Source organism: Pseudoalteromonas sp. SR45-6, from assembly GCF_014163545.1.
Classification (GTDB): domain Bacteria; phylum Pseudomonadota; class Gammaproteobacteria; order Enterobacterales; family Alteromonadaceae; genus Pseudoalteromonas; species Pseudoalteromonas rhizosphaerae.
The window spans coordinates 1-395 of record NZ_JACJDM010000199.1 but is presented as its reverse complement, the minus strand read 5'-3'; the positions used below and the strand labels follow the sequence as shown (position 1 = coordinate 395).

1 pseudogene is annotated in these 395 nt (G+C 38.7%); it reads left to right on the top strand.

The window, feature by feature from the left end:
- Positions 1–395, top strand: a pseudogene (locus tag H5158_RS22895) (hypothetical protein); the annotation flags it as partial.

Sequence of the window (395 nt, the reverse complement as noted above, 5' to 3'; positions counted from 1 at the left end):
GGGCAAGTTTTATTATTAATAATTGCTTTTATTTACCACCGTAAAGCAAAAATCCCCAGAGCCACCTCCGTTGTTTTTGACCGAAAAACCGGCAATGTAAATTTCCCTGCGTTTGGTGGCAACCCAGAACTTGTGATCCCATTTGAAGAAGTTGAGATGTATCGAGGCTCGTTAGGCTTTAGTTTGGGAAGAGGCATGCCTGTTACAAGTTTAATCCCTAAAAAATACCCTAAACATGGTAAAAGGGATTGCCAATACATAGTCGCGTTTGCTGATAGTTACGATCAAGCCTGTAATTTATGGACGTTATTAAATGAATATATGGATAAAAATAAACCTATCCCTTACGCAATGTTACCTTCAGTTCAATACTATCTAGATAAAGGGTGCAGCAC